The organism is Rhizobium sp. CFBP 8762 (assembly GCF_014841565.1).
In the GTDB taxonomy this organism is placed as follows: domain Bacteria; phylum Pseudomonadota; class Alphaproteobacteria; order Rhizobiales; family Rhizobiaceae; genus CFBP-8762.
The window spans coordinates 1022785-1037653 of sequence record NZ_JACYUD010000001.1; the positions used below are offsets into that span (position 1 = coordinate 1022785).

General features: G+C 66.2%; 16 protein-coding genes and 1 pseudogene. 1 reads left to right on the forward strand and 16 read right to left on the reverse strand.

Translation table 11 applies throughout. From position 1 onward, the window contains the following. Nucleotide 1 precedes the first annotated feature (1 nt). The 6 genes from trbK-alt to trbB are packed head-to-tail and all read right to left on the reverse strand — an operon-like array spanning nucleotide 2 to nucleotide 5208. On the reverse strand, nucleotides 2-367 hold the full coding sequence (gene trbK-alt / locus IFT84_RS04920; protein ID WP_192117475.1) for a putative entry exclusion protein TrbK-alt: 366 nt from the start codon (nucleotides 365-367) through the stop codon (nucleotides 2-4). A gap of 11 nt (nucleotides 368-378) precedes the next feature. Then, nucleotides 379-1149, reverse strand: coding sequence for a P-type conjugative transfer protein TrbJ (trbJ, locus tag IFT84_RS04925; RefSeq protein WP_192117476.1), 771 nt, complete (start codon nucleotides 1147-1149; stop codon nucleotides 379-381). Beyond that, nucleotides 1146-3602: a conjugal transfer protein TrbE gene (gene trbE / locus IFT84_RS04930; RefSeq protein ID WP_192117477.1), complete on the reverse strand. Its 2457-nt coding sequence runs from the start codon at nucleotides 3600-3602 to the stop codon at nucleotides 1146-1148. Before trbE ends, trbJ begins: the two co-directional genes overlap by 4 nt. 12 nt (nucleotides 3603-3614) lie before the next feature. After that, on the reverse strand, nucleotides 3615-3896 hold the full coding sequence (locus tag IFT84_RS04935; protein ID WP_192117478.1) for a VirB3 family type IV secretion system protein: 282 nt from the start codon (nucleotides 3894-3896) through the stop codon (nucleotides 3615-3617). Further along, nucleotides 3896-4228, reverse strand: coding sequence for a TrbC/VirB2 family protein (locus tag IFT84_RS04940; protein ID WP_192117479.1), 333 nt, complete (start codon nucleotides 4226-4228; stop codon nucleotides 3896-3898). Before IFT84_RS04940 ends, IFT84_RS04935 begins: the two co-directional genes overlap by 1 nt. Beyond that, a complete protein-coding gene (gene trbB / locus IFT84_RS04945; RefSeq protein ID WP_192117480.1) occupies nucleotides 4225-5208 on the reverse strand; it encodes a P-type conjugative transfer ATPase TrbB in 984 nt (327 codons plus the stop codon). Before trbB ends, IFT84_RS04940 begins: the two co-directional genes overlap by 4 nt. Before the next feature lie 275 nt (nucleotides 5209-5483). Here trbB and IFT84_RS04950 point away from each other — a divergent pair, with 275 nt between their 5' ends. Then, nucleotides 5484-6227: a hypothetical protein gene (locus IFT84_RS04950; RefSeq protein ID WP_206757389.1), complete on the forward strand. Its 744-nt coding sequence runs from the start codon at nucleotides 5484-5486 to the stop codon at nucleotides 6225-6227. Nucleotides 6228-6249: 22 nt separating this feature from the next. On the opposite strand, the gene IFT84_RS04955 is transcribed toward IFT84_RS04950, so the two are convergent. The 10 genes and pseudogenes from IFT84_RS04955 to IFT84_RS05000 form a co-directional block, all read right to left on the reverse strand. Continuing rightward, nucleotides 6250-6684, reverse strand: a complete 435-nt coding sequence (locus IFT84_RS04955; protein ID WP_192117482.1) for a CopG family transcriptional regulator — start codon at nucleotides 6682-6684, stop codon at nucleotides 6250-6252. An 8-nt stretch (nucleotides 6685-6692) separates the two neighbouring features. After that, the gene (locus tag IFT84_RS04960) at nucleotides 6693-8678 is read right to left on the reverse strand and encodes a conjugal transfer protein TraG (RefSeq protein ID WP_192117483.1); all 1986 of its coding nucleotides are present in this window, start codon (nucleotides 8676-8678) and stop codon (nucleotides 6693-6695) included. 25 nt (nucleotides 8679-8703) lie between these two features. Continuing rightward, a complete protein-coding gene (locus tag IFT84_RS04965; RefSeq protein ID WP_192117484.1) occupies nucleotides 8704-10443 on the reverse strand; it encodes a relaxase/mobilization nuclease domain-containing protein in 1740 nt (579 codons plus the stop codon). A gap of 244 nt (nucleotides 10444-10687) precedes the next feature. After that, nucleotides 10688-11449 (reverse strand): lytic transglycosylase domain-containing protein, encoded by a 762-nt coding sequence (locus IFT84_RS04970; RefSeq protein WP_192117485.1) that lies wholly within the window; start codon nucleotides 11447-11449, stop codon nucleotides 10688-10690. Nucleotides 11450-11452: 3 nt separating this feature from the next. Further along, a complete protein-coding gene (locus tag IFT84_RS04975) occupies nucleotides 11453-11800 on the reverse strand; it encodes a DUF736 domain-containing protein (protein ID WP_192117486.1) in 348 nt (115 codons plus the stop codon). A 46-nt stretch (nucleotides 11801-11846) separates the two neighbouring features. Beyond that, nucleotides 11847-12392 carry a S26 family signal peptidase gene (locus tag IFT84_RS04980; RefSeq protein ID WP_192117487.1) on the reverse strand — a complete coding sequence of 182 codons (546 nt, stop codon included), beginning with the start codon at nucleotides 12390-12392 and terminating at the stop codon, nucleotides 11847-11849. Continuing rightward, on the reverse strand, nucleotides 12389-12907 hold the full coding sequence (locus tag IFT84_RS04985) for a DUF2840 domain-containing protein (protein ID WP_192117488.1): 519 nt from the start codon (nucleotides 12905-12907) through the stop codon (nucleotides 12389-12391). The genes IFT84_RS04980 and IFT84_RS04985 overlap by 4 nt, the downstream gene beginning before the upstream one ends. Then, nucleotides 12904-13158, reverse strand: a complete 255-nt coding sequence (locus IFT84_RS04990; RefSeq protein ID WP_192117489.1) for a ribbon-helix-helix protein — start codon at nucleotides 13156-13158, stop codon at nucleotides 12904-12906. The genes IFT84_RS04985 and IFT84_RS04990 overlap by 4 nt, the downstream gene beginning before the upstream one ends. Then, nucleotides 13155-13793: pseudogene (gene parA / locus IFT84_RS04995) on the reverse strand (ParA family partition ATPase). Before parA ends, IFT84_RS04990 begins: the two are co-directional and overlap by 4 nt. Before the next feature lie 185 nt (nucleotides 13794-13978). Continuing rightward, nucleotides 13979-14866 carry a replication initiator protein A gene (locus tag IFT84_RS05000; protein WP_192117490.1) on the reverse strand — a complete coding sequence of 296 codons (888 nt, stop codon included), beginning with the start codon at nucleotides 14864-14866 and terminating at the stop codon, nucleotides 13979-13981. Nucleotides 14867-14869 lie beyond the last annotated feature (3 nt).

Here is a 14869-nt window from a genome sequence, read left to right on the forward strand (position 1 = left end):
GCTATCTCGCTTCGTCGAGTTGGGGCGCGTTCTCGCGGCGGATGGGGTTGTCCGGGATTTCTCGCGAACCGGCGTTCGGCGTCGGCGGTTCGGGAAGCCGCTCCATCGGCCGGGCGCCAGGCGCCAGGAAGCGGTTTCGGTTCTCGGCCCATGCGCGCAGGCAGGCCGGATCGCGGGGTCCGGCTTCGCCAAGCGACTGGCAGCGGATCAGTTCATCGCGAAGCGGGTCCACTTGTGCCTGAGTGGCGCGACCGGACGGCCACGCGGCCGGGGCTTCCTCCTTCCGGCTCATCTCGATCGCGGTCGCGGTGATCGCAACCGCGACGAAGACGACGGCGCCGAGCCGGGCGAGCATCTTGCCGTCCATGGCCAGCACCCTCAGTTGCCGTTCGGGAACATGCGGGCGTTGCCGGGCTGGTAGCCGGTGCCCGGCGTCAGAAACCGGCGGCGCTGCTCGCGCCCCTGTTCGGCCGCGGCAGCGCGTTCAGCCTCCGACAGGCTCTGAGCGCGGCCGTTGGCGGCAACGACGGCGGTCAGATCTGCGAGCTGCTGAGCCTGGAGCGCCAGAAGCTGGTTGCCGGCCTGCGTCGCCTGCAAAGCGCCGGTTGCGCCCTGACTCTGGCCGACCAGTGACGACATTTCGGTCCGGTTGGTATCGATGTTGCCGACCACGCCGGCCTGAACGCGCATGGCGTCCTGCAGCCCGCCGACAGTGTTCTGCCAGCGCTCGCGCGCACCGGCGACGAGTTGCTGATCCGTGGCCGACATCGACGCGTTGCCATAGGTGGTCTGAAACGCTCGGTCGATTTGCTGGACGTTGAGGGCGATGCCCTGCGCCTCTTGCAGGAGCTGCTGCGTGCGCTGCACCGACTGCTGAAGCTGCTGGAGCGAGGAATATGGCAGGCTCGCCAGATTGCGCGCCTGGTTGATCAGCATGGTGGCTTCGTTCTGGAGCTGGGTGATCTGCTGATTGACCTGCTGGAGCGTGCGCGCGGCCGTCAGCACGTTCTGCGCGTAGTTTGTCGGATCGTAGACGATCCACTGCGCGGCCGCGGGCGGCGCGAAGATTGGCGACAGCGCGAGCGGCGCGGCGAGGAGTGCGGCGCTGATGCGCAGCGCGCGCGAGCGGGAACGAACGGAACGGGTCATGAGCATGCCTCCGGATCGGTTTGGGGGGTGACATTGGTGAGGTCGGCGATGAGGTCGGCGGCCCAGGCGAGCCGGTTCTCGGCAAGCCATTCGGCAAGGAAACCGTCGGTGCCGCTGCGGGCGTGAACCTCGGCGATCAGCGCCTGGTGCTGCTTCGATGAGGCGGCGCAGAGCGCCAGCGCCACGTCCGACAGGCCCAGCTCGAACAGCCGGTTGCCGCGCCGGGACTGGCAGTAATAGTCGCGCTTGGGCATCGCCCGCGCGAGGATCTCGATCTGGCGATCGTTGAGCCCGAAGCGGCGATAGATGGCGGTGATCTGCGGCTCGATGGCGCGCTCGTTCGGGAGCAGGATGCGGGTCTGGCAGCTTTCGATAATGGCCGGCGCGATCGCCGACCCGTCGATGTCCGACAGCGACTGCGTAGCGAAGATGACGCTCGCGTTCTTCTTGCGCAGCGTCTTCAGCCACTCGCGGAGCTGACCGGCGAAGCCCTCGTCGTCTAGCGCCAGCCAGCCTTCATCCACGATCAGCAGCGTCGGCCGTCCGTTTAGGCGATCCTCGATGCGATGGAAGAGATAGGCGAGCACGGCGGCGGCGGCCCCGGTGCCGATCAGCCCTTCGGTCTCGAAAACCTGAACATGGGCTTCGCCCAGATGCTCGGCCTCTGCGTCGAGCAGACGTCCATAAGGGCCGCCGACGCAATAGGGTCGCAGCGCCTGTTTCAGGTCGTTGGACTGGAGCAGGACCGACAAGCCCGTTAGCGTCCGCTCGCTGGTAGGCGCGGTGGCCAGAGAAGACAGCGCCGACCAGAGATGTTCCTTCACCTCGGGCGTGACGGGCACGCTCTCGCGCGTCAGGATCGCTACCAGCCAATCGGAGGCCCAGGCGCGCTCGGCGACATCGTCGATGCGCGCGAGCGGCTGAAGCGACACGCCGTCGTCTGCGCCCTCCGTGAGGCCACCGCCGAGATCATGCCAGTCGCCGCGCATGGCGAGCGCTGCGGCGCGGATCGAGCCGCCGAAGTCGAAGGCGAAGACTTGGCTTTGCGGATAGCGCCGGAACTGCAACGCCATCAGCGCCAGCAGCACCGACTTGCCGGCGCCCGTGGGGCCGACGATCAGCGTATGGCCGACGTCGCCGACATGGATGGAAAGCCGGAACGGGGTCGAGCCTTCGGTTCTGCCGTAAAGCAGTGGGGGTGCATCGAAGTGCTCGTCCCGTTCCGGTCCCGCCCACACCGCCGACAGCGGAATCATGTGGGCGAGATTCAGTGTGTTGATCGGGGGCTGGCGGACATTGGCGTAGACATGGCCGGGCAGCGAGCCGAGCCAAGCGTCCACGGCGTTGATCGTCTCGGGCATCGCGTTGAAGTCGCGGCCCTGGATGACTTTCTCGACCATCCGCAGCTTCTCGGCGGCGATGCGCGGATCATCGTCCCAGACAGTGATCGTCGCGGTCACATAGGCCTGGCCGGCGTAGTCCGCGCCCAGCTCCTGCAACGCCATGTCTGCATCGGCCGCCTTGTTGGACGCATCGGTGTCCACGAGGGCGGAGGTCTCGTTGGTCATTACCTCCTTCAGGATGGCGGCGATCGATTTGCGCTTGGCGAACCATTGCCGCCGGATCTTGGTCAGCAGCTTGGTGGCGTCAGTCTTGTCGAGCAGGACCGCCCGCGTCGACCAGCGATAGGGAAAGGCCAGCCGGTTCAGCTCGTCGAGGATGCCGGGCGTGGTCGCGGTCGGAAAGCCGACTATGGTGAGGATGCGGACATGCGCGTCGCCGAGCCGGGGTTCGAGCCCGCCGGCCAGCGGCTGATCGGCGAGCAGCGCATCGAGATACATCGGCGTCTCGGGGACGCGGACGCGATGCCGCTTCGTTGAGACGGTCGAGTGCAGATAGGTCAGCGTCTCGCCGTCATCGAGCCAGGCGCATTCCGGCATGAAGGCGTCGATAAGCTGGAGGATGCGATCGGTGCGGTCGGCGAAACCGCGTAGGATCTCGTGCGCGTCGACGCCGGCATGATCGCGGCCCTCATAGAGCCAGGTCTCGGCCCGCGCGGCGTCTTCGGCCGGCGGGAGATAGAGGAAGGTCAGGAAGTAGCTGGACTCGAAATGGCTGCCGGCTTCCTCGAAGTCGGCCTTGCGTTCGGCGTCGACCAGGGCGGAGGCGCTGTCGGCGAACATACTGGCCGGATAGGTGGCGGCGCCATGGCGCTGCGCCTCGACGAAGATCGCCCAGCCGGAGCCCAGGCGACGGAAGGCGTTGTTGAGACGGCCTGCCACGGCGACCAGCTCGGCCGGCACCGCGCTGTCGAGGTCGGGGCCGCGGAATCGTGCGGTGCGCTGCAGGCTGCCGTCCTTGTTGAGCACGATCCCTTCGCCGACCAGCGCGACCCAGGGCAGGAAGTCAGCGAGCCGGGTATTGCGGTTGCGATATTCGGCAAGGTTCATCATCGGCGTCGCTCCTCAAACCGACAGGTGGCCAGGGATGCGCAGATGCCTGCGTACGACGTCGACGAACTGCGGATCGCGCTTGGCCGCCCAGACGGCCGCGGAATGCCCGACAGCCCAAAGGCCCAGACCGACCAGCCACAGGCGAAGGCCGAGACCGAGCGCGGCCGCCAGCGTGCCGTTGAGGATGGCGAGCGAGCGCGGCGCGCCGCCGAGCAGGATGTGCTCGGTCAGCGCCCGATGGACCGGGACCGAGAAGCCCGGCAGCTCGCCGCCATGGTCGACGCCATCCGCCATCAGACGAGCGCCCCGCCGCCGAACGAGAAGAAGGACAGGAAGAAGCTGGACGCGGCGAAGGCGATCGACAGGCCGAAGACGATCTGGATCAGCTTACGCGCGCCGCCCGAGGTGTCGCCGAAGGCCAGCGTCAGGCCGGTGATGATGATGATCATCACAGCGATTATCTTGGCGACCGGCCCCTCGATCGATTCGAGGATCGATTGCAGGGGTGCCTCCCAGGGCATCGACGAGCCGGAGGCGTGGGCGGCCGGCGCGAGCGCCAGCGTGAGAAAACTGACGGACACCGCCGTGGCGATATGGCGGCGGATGCGCAAAGCATGCTGGATCATGACGGGTCTCCTGTGAGGGGCTGGCTTGCGGGGGTGACGCGGTAGTCGCCGTCGGGGCCGAGACCCTCGATGCGGGCGAGTTCGGCGAGCCGGCGCGAGGCGCCGCGGCCGGAGAGCACGGCGACGAGATCGATCGTCTCGGCGATCAGCGCGCGCGGGACGGTGACGACGGCTTCCTGGATGAGCTGCTCCATGCGAAGCAGGGCGCCGATGGCGGTGCCGGCGTGGATCGTTCCGACGCCGCCGGGGTGGCCGGTGCCCCATGCCTTCAACAGATCGAGGGCCTCGGCGCCGCGCACCTCTCCAATGGGGATGCGGTCGGGGCGCAGGCGAAGCGAAGAGCGAACCAGATCGGAGAGCGAGGCGACGCCGTCCTTCGTCCGCATCGCGACCAGATTGGGCGCGGCACATTGCAGCTCGCGCGTGTCCTCGATCAGGACGACGCGGTCCGAGGTCTTGGACACCTCGGCGAGCAGCGCGTTGGTGAGGGTGGTCTTGCCGGTCGACGTGCCGCCGGCGACTAGGATGTTGCGGCGATCGGCGACGGCCTGGCGCAGCGTCTCGGCCTGATCGGCCGCCATGATCCCGGCGGCGACGTAATCGTCGAGCGTGAAGACAGCGACGGCGGGCTTGCGGATCGCGAAGGCCGGCGCGGACACCACGGGAGGCAACAGCCCCTCGAACCGCTCTCCCGTCTCGGGCAGCTCGGCCGAGACGCGCGGGGCGCCGGGATGAACCTCCGCACCGACATGATGGGCGACGAGGCGGATGATCCGCTCGCCGTCTGACGGCGACAGCAGTTCACCCGTGTTGGAAAGTCCTTCGGAAAGCCGGTCGACCCAGAGCCGCCCATCGGGGTTGAGCATCACCTCGACGATCGCGGGGTCTTCCAGAAACCGGGCGATCGCCGGCCCGAGGGCCGTGCGCAGCATGCGCGCGCCGCGAAGGATCGCCTCCGATTTCTGGTGAGTTGCCGCCACGTCGTCCCCGTTCTCTTGCGGGACCGCGACATGCGGCCCTGGATCGGGGATGAGTAGAAGAGGCAGAAATCATGGCCTGACAACAACCATCATGTGGCCGTCGTACTGTGGCGTACAAAGACAGGGAAACGGCGGAGTTGTTCCCTGAGGCCGTGGCTAGACGAAGCTCGGGTGCAGCGGAATACTTGCTGCGCCGTGCTTATCTGAGCGCAGCTTATTTGGTATGCATCGAAGCTCGCTCAATGCAATAATTGCTAACGGTAGCGGGGGTGTCGATGAAGTGTGGGGTTCTGATCATTGGGTCATTGTTTTGGGACGCCGACACCGCCGGGCGAGCTGAGTGGCGACGTGATCACCTTGCAATGGAAATGTCCGGTTTGGTCCGGGCCCCGATATATTATGGACGAAAATCAGTAAAACGCGGCGATACGTTCACGATGACGTTTCGTCAGGAAGAGCCGTCAGGTTTCGCCCGCCTAGTGCCTTGCAAGTGCGACGTCGAAGGCATCGATGATTTGGTAGACGAGGCGCGCGCGCTTTGGAAGGCGGAGGCTCCAGCCGCAAAGCCAGGCGCAATTGCTGCTAGGTGGGGAAGCGTTGGTGTTTTGTTTGGAAATGCCATCGCGCGCGAGCGGCTGGCGTCGGATTGGAGCGAGCGCTTCAAAGGTAGTGGCGGTAAAGCGCTGTCGGTCGTCACCGCCGATGGCGAGTTTGATATTCCGTGGCCGAACGATTTGGACGGGAAGCCGATCGAACTCGATATGTTGTTGGCCACTGCCACCGATCCCGAGACCAGTCAGCCTGCGTCGGAGTCTGTTGCCGAGGCATGGATGAAACAGGACGGTGGCTACGAAAGGTACTTTCTGCAGAATGTGCGGCACGGCATTAGGACGGCAGACGATCTCGCGATTTGGCGCCATATCGCATCGAACCCGCCGGCGTGGATGAGTGCAGCGGATAGTTATGCGGAAGCCTTCGACGTGTTGCGGAAGGAAGCACAGGAAATGGCGGCTGGTTGAGCCGCGATATCACGATGCGGCGTCACCGTTGGTCATCGACGGCCTCAATGTCCTCGGAAATCTCCTGGCGCAGCTTCGGCCCCTGAGCGAGCCGGCGGCCGAGCGCGTTGACGAACGCCTCATAGCGCTCGCCGGCCTTGGCCCGCGCGGCCTGAGCGGCGGGCTCGGGCAGCGCCGGCGTCGTGGTCACCCAGAACCGGATGAACACGGCCAGCGTCTCGACGGCTATGCCAAGGTCGCGTTCCATGCGGGCAATGCGCCGGTCGAGCTGATCAAGTCGCTTTGTCGTGACGGCTTCCTGCCGTTCGGCGGCGTCAGGTGACAGGAAGGAGGCAATTCCGGCTTCCGCGATCAGCGAGAGGGATTGGTCGCGCCGAGCGGCATGCGCGGCGAGCGCCTTCATGACGTCTGGTTCGAGATACACCGACAGTCGCTGCTTTTTGCGAGGCTTCGTCATTTTGCTTCCTAAAGCTCGATGCCGTCGCCGGGATCGAGCGACGCTTGGCGTGCCACCTGGCGCATGGTCCGGTTCATGCGCGAGAGGCGTGTAGCGTCCTCATCGGCGTCGTCACGGGGATCGATCTCGAACTCGTTTTCGATGGGCGTCTTACGCTCGACGGGTTTCGAGCGGCTCAGCTCCGGCTGGTGCCGGCGCTCGGAGTCGGTCGTATCCTCGTCCTCCGATTCGGCGCCGCTGGTGGCCATCGCGACCGCTGGCGTCGCCGGAAGAGGGAGCGTGCTCCAATCATCCGGCCGGGCGGTTGTCGGTTTCACTAAGGTCGGCGGCGTCAGAATGCGCTCCTGAAACCGGCGATCCTCATAGTATCGCGCCTTCTTCGCGCGGATCGGCGGGGTGCCGGCGACCATGACGATCTCGTCGGCCGGCGGGAGCTGCATGATCTCGCCGGGTGTCATCAGTTGCCTGGCCGTTTCCGAGCGCGAGACCATCATGTGGCCGAGCCATGGCGACAGGCGATGACCGGCATAGTTCTTCATCGCGCGCATCTCGGTCGCAGTGCCAAGCGCGTCCGAGACGCGCTTGGCGGTCCGTTCGTCATTGGTGGCGAAGCTAACCCGGACATGGCAGTTATCGAGGATCGAGTTGTTCGGGCCGTAGGCCTTCTCGATCTGGTTCAACGACTGGGTGATGAGAAAGGCCTTGAGGCCGTAGCCCGCCATGAAGGCGAGAGCGCTCTCGAAGAAGTCGAGACGACCGAGGGCTGGAAACTCGTCCAGCATGAGGAGCAGCCGGTGGCGGTTGCCCTTCGCCTGCAGGTCCTCGGTCAGCCGGCGGCCGACCTGATTGAGGATGAGACGGATCAGCGGCTTGGTGCGGTTGATGTCCGAGGGCGGCACGACGAGGTAGAGCGTGGTCGGATGCTTACCGCCGACGATATCCACGATGCGCCAGTCGCAGCGGCGTGTGACTTCGGCGACGACGGGATCACGATAGAGGCCGAGGAATGACATCGCGGTCGACAACACGCCCGACCGCTCGTTGTCGGATTTGTTCAGCAGCTCGCGCGCGGCGCTGGCGATTACCGGATGCGGGCCAGCCTCGCCGAGATGGGCTGTCTTCATCATGGCGGCGAGCGTGGACTCGATCGGCCGCTTCGGATCGGAGAGGAAGGCGGCGACGCCGGCCAGGGTCTTGTCGGCCTCGGCGTAGAGGACGTGTAGGATCGCGCCGACCAGCAAAGCGTGGCTGGTCTTCTCCCAGTGATTTCGCTTCTCCAGCGACCCCTCCGGGTCGACCAGAATGTCGGCGATGTTCTGAACGTCGCGGACCTCCCATTCGCCGCGGCGCACCTCGAGCAGCGGATTGTAGGCCGCGGATTTCGTATTGGTGGGATCGAACAGCAGCACGCGACCATGGCGGGCGCGATAGCCCGCCGTGAGCGTCCAGTTCTCACCCTTGATGTCATGGACGATGGCGGAGCCCGGCCAGGTCAGCAGCGACGGCACGACCAGGCCGACGCCCTTGCCGGAACGCGTGGGCGCGAAGCACAGCACATGCTCGGGACCGTCGTGGCGGAGATAGTCGCGATCGAACTTCCCGAGCACCACGCCGTCCGCGCCAAGCAGCCCGGCGGCGCGCACTTCGCCGGCGACGGCCCATCGGGCGGAGCCGAACGTCTCGGCGTTCTTGGCTTCACGCGCCCGCCAGACCGACATGCCGATCGCGACGGCAATGGACATGAAGCCGCCTGAGGCGGCGATATAGGCGCCCTCAATGAAGATCGGCGGTGCATAGGCATCGTAGAAGTACCACCACCAGAAGAAGGCGGGCGGATAGTAGATCGGCCAGCCGGCCAGCTCGAACCAAGGAAGTCCGAGCTGCGGCTGAAAGCCGAGTCGCCAGGCCGTCCACTGCGTTGCCGCCCAGGTCGTCATCAACACGATCAAGGCGACGGTGAGGATCTGGCCCCAGAGGATTTTGGTCGCCGACATGGCGTGCACTCCTTTCTTGATTGGGCTACATGCCGAGGCTGCGGTTGCGGCCGAAACTCCAGTCGACGCCACCGGCACCGCGCGACACGCCGGAGACGTGCTGACCGATCTGGCGTTCGAGGGATGGCGACCAGGGCACAAGCTGGAAGCCGAGACCGTCGTCGATCATGGCGAAACGGCCCGACGCGAGCGCGAAGCGCTGGCGATAGGTGCCCGCCACATACTCGCCCGTTCCAGCCTTCGCGAATTGCCGGCCGGTTTCCGCCGCAAGCTTCTCGCCCAACGCCTCCACCTCGCGCTGGCGCAGCGTTTCGATCAGGCCGGGTGAGAAACTGACGCCGCGCGTCTGCCGCTCGGCGAGGCCCTGGCCAACGAGATGTTCGGCCCGCCGGTCCATCGCGTGGCGAACCTCGGCCCCGAAGCCGCCACCGCCAAGTGCGACGGGATCGCGGGCGATTGCCTGCCGGTCGAGCCAGGTGGCGCCGGTCGCATTGACCTGTCGTTCGACGTCGAGATCGGAGCGGATGGCGAGCGCGACGCGACGTCGTCCCTGCGCGTCGTCGAACTTGCGCAGTTCGACGATCGAGCCCGGCGCGCTGTCGCCGGCGGCGTCGAGGTCAGCCAGCTTTATGTGATGGGTGCGGCCGTCCGTACCGTCGACCACGGCATAAGCCGTACCCTTCAGCTCGTCGTCGAGGCCGCGATCGACCAGCCGGCCGATGACGGGATCGTCGAGGCTTTCGCCGGCGAGCACATAGCTGGCCGCGCCGCGCTCGATGCCGCGCTCAGTCAGTCCGCGATGGATGCGTTTGATGATATCGCCGCGCTCGCCCAGCTCACGCAGCGTTGCCTCGGCATTCTCCGATACGACCCATTGGCCGGGGCCGACCTGATCCGCAAGGCCGAGCGTCTCCAGCTTCCGCAGCCGGCCAACCTTCATCGCATGGAATTCGTCTGGCTGGCGGTCAGCGTGAGGGGCTAGATCGACGACGCCGGTGCGATAGGCGTCGCGCGAAAGCTGGCGGTCGAGATTGGTCCAGCGTTCCGACTCGATCTGGCGTTGGAGATTGCGGCGGATCTCGTGATCGGTGCGCGGCCCCAGCTCCTGGGTGACGAGATCCTGCGCGCGGGCGCGCATGCCTTCCTTGATGTAGTCGCGGGAGATGACGAGGTCCTGGCCGTCATCGGTGCGCCCGCGCAGGATGATGTGGACGTGCGGATTATCCGTGTTCCAGTGATCGACACCGACCCAGTCGAGCTTGGTGCCAAGGTCCTTCTCCATCTGCCCCATCAGGTCGCGGGCATAGGTCTTGACGTCGGACATCTCGGTCGCGTCCTCGGGCGAGACGATGAAGCGGAAATGATGGCGGTCGTCCTGGGTGCGCTCGGCGAAGGCCTTGGGATCGGCGTCCTCGGTCTCAGGACCGAACAGCCGCGCCTTCTCCCCGTCCCGGGTGACACCCTCGCGCCGGAGGTAGCTGAGGTGGGCGGAAAGCGGCGCGGCCCGCGCGCTATGACGGACGACGCGCGTCTTGATGACGGTGTTGCGCGATCGGCTGGTGAGCAGCCGGTTGGCCTGGACGGTCGCGCGCTGGCCGCGCCCGAAACGCGAGCGGTTGCCCGAGCTGATCTGGCCGGAGCGCGAGACCCGGCCGCCGGCGCGCTGCGCGGCCGCGAGCGCCTGGGCGATGAAGGGCCGCGCCTGCTGAGCCCGGGTCGAGCGGATGCGGCCTGGCCGGATGCGGAAATCGTCCTCGCCGCTCATGGCCGAGGCTCCGCACATCGCGCAATAGCGCGGAAATCCTTGGCGAAATGGCGAGTACGCAGGCTGCGCCGATCCGGCGCACCTCGCGAAAACGCGCCATAAGCCCCTGAAAACACACAACCGCACCAAGCCGCACATCGCGCGCTTTTATCTCGCCATCGTGCGGTTGTGTTGCCTGCTCCTCCTTCCCGGACCGCCCATCGCCCGCCAGAGCACGCTAATCCACGATATGGCGCGAACGTGGTCATCGCGGCCCTCCATCGGCATTGCGGGCGACGAACAGGCCTCCGGACCGCGGAGCTGTCGTGGTGACATCGCGCGCCGGGGTCACAGCCGGAGTGTCATTGGGAGCGCCATCGCCGGACGTCAAAGCGGCCGTGGGCGCGCGTTCGGACTGCACGATGAAGAGCGGCGCGCGCGTCCAGGCGTTGGGATCGACTGCCGCGACCGCGACGGGAGCAAGGGTATCCGCGCCGCTGATGATGGGCGCGAGCGTGGCGACATAGGCGCGGGTTTCGGTCGGCAATGGTCGACCAGCGAGATACTCTTCATAGCGGCCAGGACCTGCATTATAGGCTGCCAGAAACCCCGGCGAACCATAGCGGTCGTGCATCTCGCGGAGATAAGCCGCGCCTGCCAAAATGTTGTCGCGTGGATCGTAAGGATTCGCGCCCAGCCGGTGACGGGCGCGCAGGTCAGCCCATGTGGCGGGCATGACCTGCATCAGGCCCACCGCGCCGGCTGACGAGATCGCCCGCACGTCGCCAGCGCTTTCCACGCGCATGACGGCGCGTATCCAGTGCTCGGGAACGCCGAACCGTTGCGCGGCCTCGGCGATGAATGTGGCGTAGGGATCGACGCGAGAGGGCCGCTCGGCCGACACGGTCTGCGCACTCGCATTGGCGCAGAGCGGCGCGGTGAGCAGCAGGCCGGAAAGGAGAAGGAGGACTGTGCGCCGGGCGGTGTTTGACCGCCCGGCGACAGCTTTGGGGAGCGGGACCGACATCGCTCAGTCCCGCTCGGCGCGCTTAGGCGGACGGTTCCAGTGCAAGCCCCAGGCGGACTTGTCGCCGGCCGACTGGAAGAGGTTGGCACGGATCGGATGACCGAAGGTTGGATCGTCGATGTGCAGCGAGACGTAGTCGCCGGCTTTCTCGCCGGTGCGCTTCCAGCCGGCGCCGATCTCCGCGCCGGTTTCGTTGTTCATGCTGTTGAGAACATGGACGCGGAAGTCGGGCGCGTTCTCGGCATCGGACGGTTCGGCCGGAACGATGATGATGTCCTGGTGCAGTGACAGCGTCGTCAGGTGGCCGACGAAGCCATCATTTTCGCGCGTAAATTGACCGATCACGGACATGGGTCGTCTCCTTTGGATTGCGGTGGACAAGGTCATGGGCGTGCCGTCACCGCGTCGGCGCGCGCCAGACGAAGCGGTCGTCGCCGTCCTCGTCTGTGTAGAGGGGGGTGGCCCGGCCGATGACCGAGCTGGCGGGGAGCGGGCCGAAGTAACGCCCGTCGAGACTGTCGCGGACCTGCCAGTTCATCAGGAACAACTCGTCGTCGGCGATGACGCGGCATCCCTGCCAGATCGGCAGTTCGCGGCCCCGCCTGTCGCGGTCGAGCGCATCGCCGATGGCCTGACCATCGACGGTGATCGCGTGGCCGGTTCGGCACACACGTTGACCGGGCAGACCCGCGACCCGCTTCAGCAGCGGCACGCCGCGCGGCAGATATCCGCCATCGGCAAGGAACGTGGCGATCGGCTCCGGCGCCGCTACAGCGACAAGGTCGGTCGCTTCCAATCCGTCGCTGGCGCTGATCGCATAGAGGCCAATCGGCGTGCTCGCTGAGGCGTTCCAGATGAGCTTCGGCGCGAAGGATACGATCGATAGGATCCCCATCAGCATCACCGCGAAGTACGTCGTCATGACGTATCCAAAGCGGCTCATGGCATGATCCTCCGACGCAGGAGGAAGGCGCGATGCTGCTGCGCTTCGTAGGCGCGCGGTGCTTCACCGACCGCCAGACGGTTGTGGGCGTGCCGCCAGTGATCGGGCGAGACGTCGATCGCAGCGATGCCCCGCGCCTCGATGGCATCGATGAGCTGGAGGACGCGCTCGACCTTCGGCCAGCCATCGGCGCGCAACAGGATGTCGCCGCCGGGGCTCACGAATGGCAGGGTCTGGCAGCGCTCACCCGCACTGACGGCGCGCACGATGTCGAGGCGCGAAAGCGCGGTGCCGTAGTCGTTGGAGGTCCAGCGAACGAAGGCGAATACGCTGTCCGGCGCGAACGACACGACGCGCCGGCGGCGGTCGAGGATCTGTTCGGCCGTCTCGCGACCGAACCTGATCCAGAATTCGATCTCCTTCTCGACCCACGTCAACTCGACATGGGTCAGTGCATCTGCCGCAGGCGCGTGCGGCGAACCGCTGCGCAGCGACGTGGCGGCGACACCGATCATCGCGGCTCTCCTTCGCTGGTGGGGAACTCGCGCTCGAACAGGGTGCGCAGCATCTCGGCGACCGTCTGTCCGCGCTGGAAGGCGGCGATTTTGATCCGGCCTCGCATGTCGGCGGTGACGTCTATCGTCAGCCTGGCGGTAAACTCGGCGGCGGGGTCCGTGCGCGGCGATGGACGGTCCGGTGCCTTGATCCAGCTCTCCGGATCGGCCGGTCGGGACGCGAAACTGCGTTTCGAGGACCGCTCGCTCATGTCCCGATCCTCGTGACTTCGGCGGCGAGCGCGGCAATCTCCCGGGCGGCCGGCGATGTATCGTCCTGTTCGGCTGCGAGCCGTCCGGTCTGCACGACATCGGCGAAAGCGATGCGCTGACCGATCGTGGTGAGGAGCGGCGGGGGATCGTGTTCCGCGAGCGTCTCGGCGGTTTCGCGGGCGAGGATCGTGCGGGCAGCACAGCGGTTGAGGACAAACCGCGCCTTGAGGTCCGGTCGATAAATCCGCGCTTCGCTGAGCAGCGTCAGCATCTCGGCTGACGCCCAGCCATCGAGCGGTGACGGTTGCACCGGGATCAGCACAAGGTCGGCGGCGAGCAGCGCCGAACGCATGAGACCGGCGACACGCGGTGGTCCGTCGATGACGACATGATCGACATCGCGTGCCAACTACGGCGCTTCGCGGTGGAGCGTGTCGCGGGCCAGGCCAACAACACCGAACAGCCGCTCCAGTCCCTCGCGGCTGCGCTGCTGCGACCAGTCGAGCGCTGATCCCTGTGGGTCGGCGTCGATCAGCGTGACGCGCTGCCCACGCCGAGCCCATTCACCGGCGAGATGGAGGGCGAGCGTCGTCTTGCCGACGCCGCCCTTCTGGTTGAGGAACGCGACGATCATGACGGTCTCCCGGCGATCGGGGACTCGTCCACAGGGCGCGAAAATGCGGATTCCGTTAGAAAGATTCCGTAGGAATCTAGGTTAGATAAGTTACGGGGCTCGCAAGCTGCTGATTCAGCGCGAGGAATCGACGATTTCGGTCCCCGATGGCACGATAGTGCCGGTCCCTGATAGCACGAGATGATTCACAGCTTATCCCCAGGTCGAGTTGTCGAGCGGCGGCGGCGGCGCGGGATGCCGAGCGCGTCGGGATCGGTGGGTACGAAGGACAGGATTTCGGGGCCGCCGACGCATTGCTCGATGGCCAGGCGATAGCCCGGCAGCGGCTGGCGGCGGACAATGTCGCGCAGGTCGTAGGCGAAATGCTTGAGCGGCGAGAGGCTGCCGGACTTCGCGTGCAGATGCGGAAAATCGAAGCTCCAGCCGAACTCTTGTTTGCCACCATGCTTGCGCACAAGGCGGTACAGCCAGCGCTCCAGCCCGCCGGTCAGCCCGAAGTAGTTGCGGTCGATGGTCAGGACCAAAGCATCGTCGAGGACCGCGCCGTAGAACCAGTCGGGGACGATCAGTTCGAGCCCGAGCGGTCGGCCCCGATGGTCGGCGCGCTCCTTCCATTCGTTGATCCAGGAGAAGCGGTGCATCCGCCGCTCGGTGGGCTGGCGGATGGATGTCGCGATGGTGGTGGATTGAAGTCGGTCGAGCGCGGCCTTCAAACGGTCGTAGTCCCGGAGCGACACGCCGCGGCCGATGAAGTTCAAAATCTCATATGGGGTGGTCGCCATCAGGCGTGACGGACGCAGGCCGACGTCACGGGCCTCGACGATTTGCGAGGCCGCCCAGATCAGGACATCGGCATCCCAGATCGTCGCCATGCCGTGTTCGGGCACGGCTTCGACACGGATTTTCACCGAGCCGGCCTTGAAGTCGATCGGCGCCAAGCGCTTCGACTTGGCAAGCGAGAAGAACGGATAGGCCATGAGGTCCTGCGCATCTCGCGGCGCGAGATCGCCGGGCAGCGCCCGGAACAGATCGAGCTGCGCACGCTCATCGTGTTGTGTGTGGCGGAACGACATGGC

Bases quoted from the DNA above. Each gene is read 5' to 3' on its own strand.
- trbK-alt (WP_192117475.1), bottom strand. From the start codon at position 367: ATGGACGGCAAGATGCTCGCCCGGCTCGGCGCCGTCGTCTTCGTCGCG.
- trbJ (WP_192117476.1), bottom strand. From the start codon at position 1,149: ATGACCCGTTCCGTTCGTTCCCGCTCGCGCGCGCTGCGCATCAGCGCC.
- trbE (WP_192117477.1), bottom strand. From the start codon at position 3,602: ATGATGAACCTTGCCGAATATCGCAACCGCAATACCCGGCTCGCTGAC.
- IFT84_RS04935 (WP_192117478.1), bottom strand. From the start codon at position 3,896: ATGGCGGATGGCGTCGACCATGGCGGCGAGCTGCCGGGCTTCTCGGTC.
- IFT84_RS04965 (WP_192117484.1), bottom strand. From the start codon at position 10,443: ATGAGCGGCGAGGACGATTTCCGCATCCGGCCAGGCCGCATCCGCTCG.
- IFT84_RS04990 (WP_192117489.1), bottom strand. From the start codon at position 13,158: ATGAGCGAGCGGTCCTCGAAACGCAGTTTCGCGTCCCGACCGGCCGAT.
- IFT84_RS04955 (WP_192117482.1), bottom strand. From the start codon at position 6,684: ATGACGAAGCCTCGCAAAAAGCAGCGACTGTCGGTGTATCTCGAACCA.
- IFT84_RS04940 (WP_192117479.1), bottom strand. From the start codon at position 4,228: ATGATCCAGCATGCTTTGCGCATCCGCCGCCATATCGCCACGGCGGTG.
- IFT84_RS04985 (WP_192117488.1), bottom strand. From the start codon at position 12,907: ATGATCGGTGTCGCCGCCACGTCGCTGCGCAGCGGTTCGCCGCACGCG.
- IFT84_RS04970 (WP_192117485.1), bottom strand. From the start codon at position 11,449: ATGTCGGTCCCGCTCCCCAAAGCTGTCGCCGGGCGGTCAAACACCGCC.
- IFT84_RS04975 (WP_192117486.1), bottom strand. From the start codon at position 11,800: ATGTCCGTGATCGGTCAATTTACGCGCGAAAATGATGGCTTCGTCGGC.
- IFT84_RS04950 (WP_206757389.1), top strand. From the start codon at position 5,484: ATGAAGTGTGGGGTTCTGATCATTGGGTCATTGTTTTGGGACGCCGAC.
- IFT84_RS05000 (WP_192117490.1), bottom strand. From the start codon at position 14,866: ATGTCGTTCCGCCACACACAACACGATGAGCGTGCGCAGCTCGATCTG.
- IFT84_RS04980 (WP_192117487.1), bottom strand. From the start codon at position 12,392: ATGAGCCGCTTTGGATACGTCATGACGACGTACTTCGCGGTGATGCTG.
- IFT84_RS04960 (WP_192117483.1), bottom strand. From the start codon at position 8,678: ATGTCGGCGACCAAAATCCTCTGGGGCCAGATCCTCACCGTCGCCTTG.